Source organism: Candidatus Neomarinimicrobiota bacterium, assembly GCA_022567655.1.
Lineage (GTDB): Bacteria > Fidelibacterota > SORT01 > SORT01 > SORT01 > JADFGO01.
On the sequence record JADFGO010000108.1, the window covers coordinates 1 to 6,302 of the forward strand.

Below are 6,302 nucleotides of genomic sequence, written 5' to 3' on the forward strand. Positions count from 1 at the left end.
CGACTCATCATCGAACCCGACTACAGCTACCAGGACCTATATTATCCGGATGAAGCTGATTTCCCCGACGAGTATGACGCTACGCCGGAGGAGATCGCTGCGCTGGCCGGGACTGAAATTTTCAGCGGTTACATCCTGCGCACCCGCATTAATTACCAGTTCACACGAGAATTTTTCCTACGGATAATTGTACAATACAATGAATTCGGCAAATCGTTCGATTTCGACCCGCTGCTGACATACCGCATCAACCCGTTCAGTGCCTTTTACCTGGGATCATCGCACGATTTTCACGATTACGCCGGAGACGCTGGAATACGGCAGACCGACCGCACCTATTTCTTCAAGCTCCAGTACCTGTTCAATATGTGACCTTAGTGGAAACTGTTGTGCAAGCTAGCCTGGTCCGGCTCAGCTGGGCATTTATTATCTTCCTTCGTTACGCAAACATAGAATTAGTAAATGCCCTAATAAGAAGGGAAGGAGCTAAACCCTCTACGTTGACAAACCGGGACAAACCGGCGCAGAAAATAGTCACTATGAGGTCATCAGTCCTCTGTACCCGTTGGTAATAAAGGGATAGCACAGGACCCTTAATTCGTTGGTTCCCGAATAGTCGGGATAAATTCCGGTTCTTCAGAAGGTCACGAAGGACTCCTTCGGAGAATTCCCATGGAGGGTTCCTACCGAGAGTACTCCTAATTCAGCAAGTAAAGCATTTAGTTCACACGACCAGAACCCATACGTTTATGTGAATTTAGCAAAATTTTTAGTGCAATCTTAAGGCTCAATTTGTAACATATAGAGTATGTTAGCGGATATGCACCGGTCAAACGCAAATATCGATTATAGAAAGCAGTTAATAGATGAGAAAGAGTGAACTGTTCAAAAGAATATCGGAGCTTCTAAATGAAGGAAAATCATTTGCCGTAGGAACGCTCTTAGAAGTAAAAGGCTCTGTTCCGCAAAAATCGGGGACTAAGATGATAGTCTTTCCCGATTCTTCCATCGAGTTCACTATCGGCGGCGGACCATTCGAAGCCCGGGTCATTCATGATTCTATCGATCTAATGAAAAACGGCGGCGGCAGTGAGATAAAGAAGTACGAGTTGACAGAAGATTCGCTCGGTATGTTCTGTCAGGGAGTTGCAAAAGTACTTATAGAATGTTTTCATCCTGAGGCAAACCTCATTATATTTGGTGCAGGGCATGTAGGCTATGCATTCGCCAACCTTGCCTCACAGCTGGGCATATTCAATATCACCGTAGCTGATGATAGGCCTGAGTTTGCTGATGCCGACCGTTTTAACGGAAGCATAAATGTTGTGTTGACAGACAGAGACTACAAAGATAACCTGCCTGAGGTGGACGCGAACTCTATGGTCGTCATAATTACCCGGTGTCACCCAACGGACAAGGGTCTTGTGAAACGATACGCTACCTCAGATGCGGCTTATGTGGGAATGATAGGCAGCAAATCCAAGCGGAAAATATTATTCAAAGAACTCGAAAAAGAAGGAGTTCCGAAAGAAGCGCTTGATAAGGTTCATTCTCCTATAGGTATTCAACTCGGAGGTAAAGAACCGTCCGAAATCGCCGTGAGTATTCTCGCGGAAATCGTGAAAGTGAAAAATGAAGTGTTCGGATAAACTTATGCTCTTTTTCATCATACTACTTGAGGGAGGAGGGTTAGGCGCGTAATATTATATGCCGGGAGACTGATTGATAAACCGACAAAAGTCTAAAGTTTATAATGAATTAGATGCGCCTAAAATATACAAAATATATTTCACTCAATTCTCAAACTGACTGTTTATATACTTAGAAAGTAAAATATGAGTAATAATAATAATAATTCAATGAAGTTAGCGGACGAATTCGGACGGATCGTCGGAGATTTACGCATCTCCGTTACTGAACGATGCAATTTCAAATGTGTCTATTGCCTGCCGGACGGTGATCATGTGCACGGCAAGAAGTCAGATCTTCTGACATTTGAGGAGATAGAACGCCTCACCGCCATATTTGTCAAACTTGGCATCAGTAAGATACGCATCACGGGCGGGGAACCGCTGATCCGGCGCGATCTACATCTTCTGATCAACAAAATTAACCGGATAGACGAAACTCTGGACATTGCGATCACCACGAACGGTTACTTCCTCAAAGAACAGATAAAGGAACTTGCCTCTGCCGGTCTTAAAAGAGTCAACCTGAGCATAGATACGCTAAATCCCGCGAAGTTTGTTCTCCTGACAGGTATGAATAGTCTCGACCGTGTATTGGAATCGCTCAAGGCTGTCGAGGATGCCGGTATAGACAATATAAAGTTCAACGCAGTAGTAATGCGAGGTTACAATGACGACGAAATTATCGACCTCGCCGATTTTTCCCGGCAGACAGGGCATGTTATGCGCTTTATCGAGTTTATGCCTTTAGATCAGGGCAAATCTTGGAGCCGTGATTCGGTTGTACCGGCGGATGAAATATTCAACAAAATTAACGAACATAGAAAGTTGATCCCGTTACAAGCGAACACTGAATCGGAAACTGCAAGGCGTTACGCATTTGAGGACGGGTTAGGTGAGATAGGGATCATCGCTTCGGTTACCCAACCATTCTGCGGCAACTGCAACAGAATCCGGCTTACTGCCGACGGAAAAATCCGCACCTGTCTATTCTCTCATTCGGAACAGGATCTGAAACCGCTGATTCGAGATAATGCTTCCGACGAGGAGATCGTAGAATTTCTCAAGTCATCGATTAAACTGAAAGAATGGGGTCACAAAATCAACGATCCCGAGTTCGTTCAGCCGGAGCGCACTATGTCTTACATCGGAGGATAAACTCCCTCGGTCCAATCGGAAAATCGGTCGTGCGGTGGGAACTGATCTCAATGCGATGTCATTTCAAGAAAAGGCAATTTATAAGATTAAAACATATCTTTTCTCCACCATGGAAATCATTGACTTTATCCAGCGCCTCTGACTAAACTTTCCCCGTTATTTTTTCGGCGGCGGCGCAATATTCGGGATGAGGATATTCGGAGGAGAATCCTCACCGACCCGCATGCTCCATACAACTACCGTGTGATCGGAGCGCTTCAAAACATGCCCGAGTTTTACGAAGCCTTCGACGTAAAAGAGGGCGATGAGATGTATGTACCGGAAGATAAGCGCGTGAAGATCTGGTAACACCTGCGGATAGATTTTATCGAACTCATCCGCGCCTTTAGAACTGACTTTAAAACAGAGCCGGATTTCTCCTCAAAAGGTTTGTTTAGCGGATTTCTGCCTGTGCATTTCCGAACTTCCTGACAAGGCTTCGATTGTAATTTTCTAAATAAATCCTTATCATATGGTAAGATATTGCAGATTATTCTTTATCTTTTTAAAAGAAAGGATAGTGTCACTGATTATGTTATTGAAGCGAACTGTAGTGTTGATTCTTATCACTGTTTCCTTTGTACTCAATATATCCTGTACCAAAAAGAAATCAACGAATAACTTAGATATGGCATGGCAGCCCATAGATTCTTTAAACGCAGAATTGCCTGACGGCATCAGAGTGTTCGAAGGGATCGATGAAAATCTGCCGTTGAAGGCATGGTATGCCAAAATCTCGAACAGAAATGAGGACATAAGAGTGGAAGTTGCTGCGTCTGATGACAGCACCGGTAGAGAGACGGTAGCGAGTTTCGCAAAAGACCTGGGTGCGTGTCTCGTAGTAAACGGCGGATTTTTTCGTATGGATCTGAACCCTACAAGGCATGTGGGCTTGCTTGCTATAGGCGACGAGATCTTAGAGTCAGCGACTAAATCCGTGATTAGAGACAGTTTGAGATTTTATATCGCGCGGGGCGCTGTAGGATTCAGTGATGACGGGAAAGTAGATATCGCATGGGTATCCAATAGAAATGATTCCCTGTTTGAATGGAAGGAGCCGTTCGAAAACTATCCGTACTTCCCCGGCGTCAAGCCGGAATTTTCAGCCGCCGAATATTGGGATTACCCGGATGCTCTGAGCGCGGGACCGGTATTGGTTCAAGACGGCGAAGTCAGGGTTACATCAGATGAAGAAGTATTTTTCGGGACCTCAATCCCGAATGTTCACCCGAGAACTGCTGTGGGATATACGGCTAAAGGTGAATTACTCCTTTTAGTTGTGGACGGCAGGCAAGGTCGGAGCAGGGGGGTTGATTTGAATCAATTGTCTCAGATCATGATTTCGCTTGGTGCGGAAGAGGCGCTGAACCTCGATGGAGGGGGTTCGTCTTCCATGGTTGTTAACGGCGTGTTGCTAAATTTACCCGCAGGAGGAAGTGATCAGCGGGAAGTAATGTCTGCCATCGCAGTATTCTGCAATTAAAATGATCTAATTTCCGTAAATGGACGGCAATATTAAGAAAGTTGTGATCAGCGGGTCATCCGGCTTATTAGGGACTGCACTTTCATCGTATTTGATTAAAAAAGGTCTTACTCTTTTAAGATTAGTAAGACGACCGGAGGCTGCGGAAAACGAAATTTTCTGGAACCCTCTTACCGGTGAGATTGATGCACAAAAGCTTGAAGGGATTGACGCTGCGGTAAATTTTTCAGGCAGAAACATCGGACTTGGAAGGTGGACCAAAAAGAGAAAAAAAGAGATATTTGAAAGCAGGGTCGACAGCACTCGGTTATTAGCAGAGACACTCAGTAAATTAAAGGATCCCCCGCACTCTTTCATCTCGGCAAGCGCCATCGGCTATTACGGCGATTCGGGCGCGGAATTTATGAACGAAGGAGCCGAACCGGGAACCGGATTTCTTCCGGATCTCTGTGTTCACTGGGAAGAAGCTACCAAACCCGCTATGAAAGCAGGCATACGAGTAGTCCAGATGAGGAGTGGAGTTGTCCTTACTGCGGATGGGGGCGCCCTGGCTCAGATGCTGCCTCCGTTTAAAATGGGAGTGGGAGGAAAATTGGGTAACGGAAAGCAATATTTCAGCTGGATTGAGATAGACGACTATGTTCGGGCGGTTTACCATCTCATGACATCTGATAGTATCCAGTCTCCCGTCAACGTTGCGTCGCCTGAACCGGTTACAAACAGCGAATTTACAGCGGTTCTCGCCAAAGTTCTCCGGCGTCCCGCCTTGATCCCAATACCGGGATTCGTGCTTAAACTTCTCTTTGGTCAGGTTGCGGAAGAAATACTTCTTTCAAGCACGCGCGTTATTCCACAGATACTCTTAGGGAGCGGGTTCGAGTTTAAATATCCTGATCTCGAAAACGCACTCAGAAAGTGTCTGAACAAACCTAAGCCTTAATAATATTTTAACGGGTTATACAACTTTTTACATCTGATTTTCGTCCTATATGGTGAGTAACACTTAAGGAGGAAATATTATGGGCGGATTTAGATCGGTTTGCGGAAGCGTAATCATAATAGCCGTACTTTCTTTAGCGATGAACGAAAGCGCTATCGCAAAAAAGAAGGGATGGTTAGGCGTCAGCATACAAACGGTTAATGAGGATCTGAAGGATGATTGGGATCTTCAAAAGGATCAGGGAGTGCTGGTAACGCACGTAATTGAAAACAGCCCGGCAGATGAAGCGGGTATCAAAAGAGGCGACGTGATAATCGAATATGAGGGGCGGAAGGTTAAGTACGCTGATGAGCTGAGAGAATATGTCCTAAAAACCCCTCCGGGCGAAACCGCGAAGATAAAGGTAGACAGGGAGGGCAAATCTAAGAATTTCGACGTTGAGATAGAGAGAAGGCGCAGTAATATGGTTGCACGAAATTGGTGCAACTATGATCGCATGTTTGGATTCACTTTTGACAGTAACGAGGGCGGGTTTCTCGGTGTCGATATGTACGATATGACGGACGGACTCCGGGAGTACTTTAAGGTGAAGGACGATGAGGGCGTATTAGTCGTAAACGTTGTGGAAGACAGCCCTGCGGAGAAAGCCGGTTTTAAAAGCGGGGACGTAATTACAAAAGTCGGTAAACGATCTATTGAAGATTCTGCTGACCTTAGAAAGGCGATTTCGAGAAGCGAGCCGGACGAGGAAGTTAAGATAGAATATGTTCGGAACAAAAAGAGGTCTTCGCTAAAGGTTAAGATAGGGGATAGAGAAGATTTCGAAGATGATGATATCAGAATCTTCCGTTCGAGATTTGATATCGCTCCAAAGACTTTTCATTTCGATTTCTTCGATCACGATTTTGACATGAATATTATGATGCCAGGTTTTCGTAACGAAATTGATATTAATCTCAGGAATAGTTTAAAAGGATTGAAGGAAAATTTGCAT

Annotated in this window: 7 protein-coding genes; all 7 read left to right on the forward strand. The window is 45.0% G+C overall.

Annotated features, from left to right (window positions below; genetic code table 11):
• Window positions 1-372 (forward strand): hypothetical protein (locus IID12_09350; GenBank protein ID MCH8289293.1); only part of this gene is annotated, 372 nt, incomplete at its 5' end.
• A gap of 494 nt (window positions 373-866) precedes the next feature.
• Complete coding sequence (locus tag IID12_09355; GenBank protein ID MCH8289294.1) at window positions 867-1,649, forward strand: XdhC family protein; 783 nt, start codon at window positions 867-869, stop codon at window positions 1,647-1,649.
• A gap of 210 nt (window positions 1,650-1,859) precedes the next feature.
• Entirely contained in the window at window positions 1,860-2,846 is a 987-nt protein-coding gene (moaA, locus tag IID12_09360; protein ID MCH8289295.1) for a GTP 3',8-cyclase MoaA, read from the forward strand.
• Between the two features lie 138 nt (window positions 2,847-2,984).
• Entirely contained in the window at window positions 2,985-3,194 is a 210-nt protein-coding gene (locus IID12_09365; GenBank protein MCH8289296.1) for a hypothetical protein, read from the forward strand.
• A gap of 223 nt (window positions 3,195-3,417) precedes the next feature.
• Entirely contained in the window at window positions 3,418-4,368 is a 951-nt protein-coding gene (locus tag IID12_09370; protein ID MCH8289297.1) for a phosphodiester glycosidase family protein, read from the forward strand.
• A gap of 19 nt (window positions 4,369-4,387) precedes the next feature.
• Window positions 4,388-5,308 (forward strand): TIGR01777 family protein, encoded by a 921-nt coding sequence (locus tag IID12_09375; GenBank protein ID MCH8289298.1) that lies wholly within the window; start codon window positions 4,388-4,390, stop codon window positions 5,306-5,308.
• A gap of 79 nt (window positions 5,309-5,387) precedes the next feature.
• A partial coding sequence (locus tag IID12_09380; GenBank protein ID MCH8289299.1) for a PDZ domain-containing protein occupies window positions 5,388-6,302 on the forward strand: 915 nt, incomplete at its 3' end.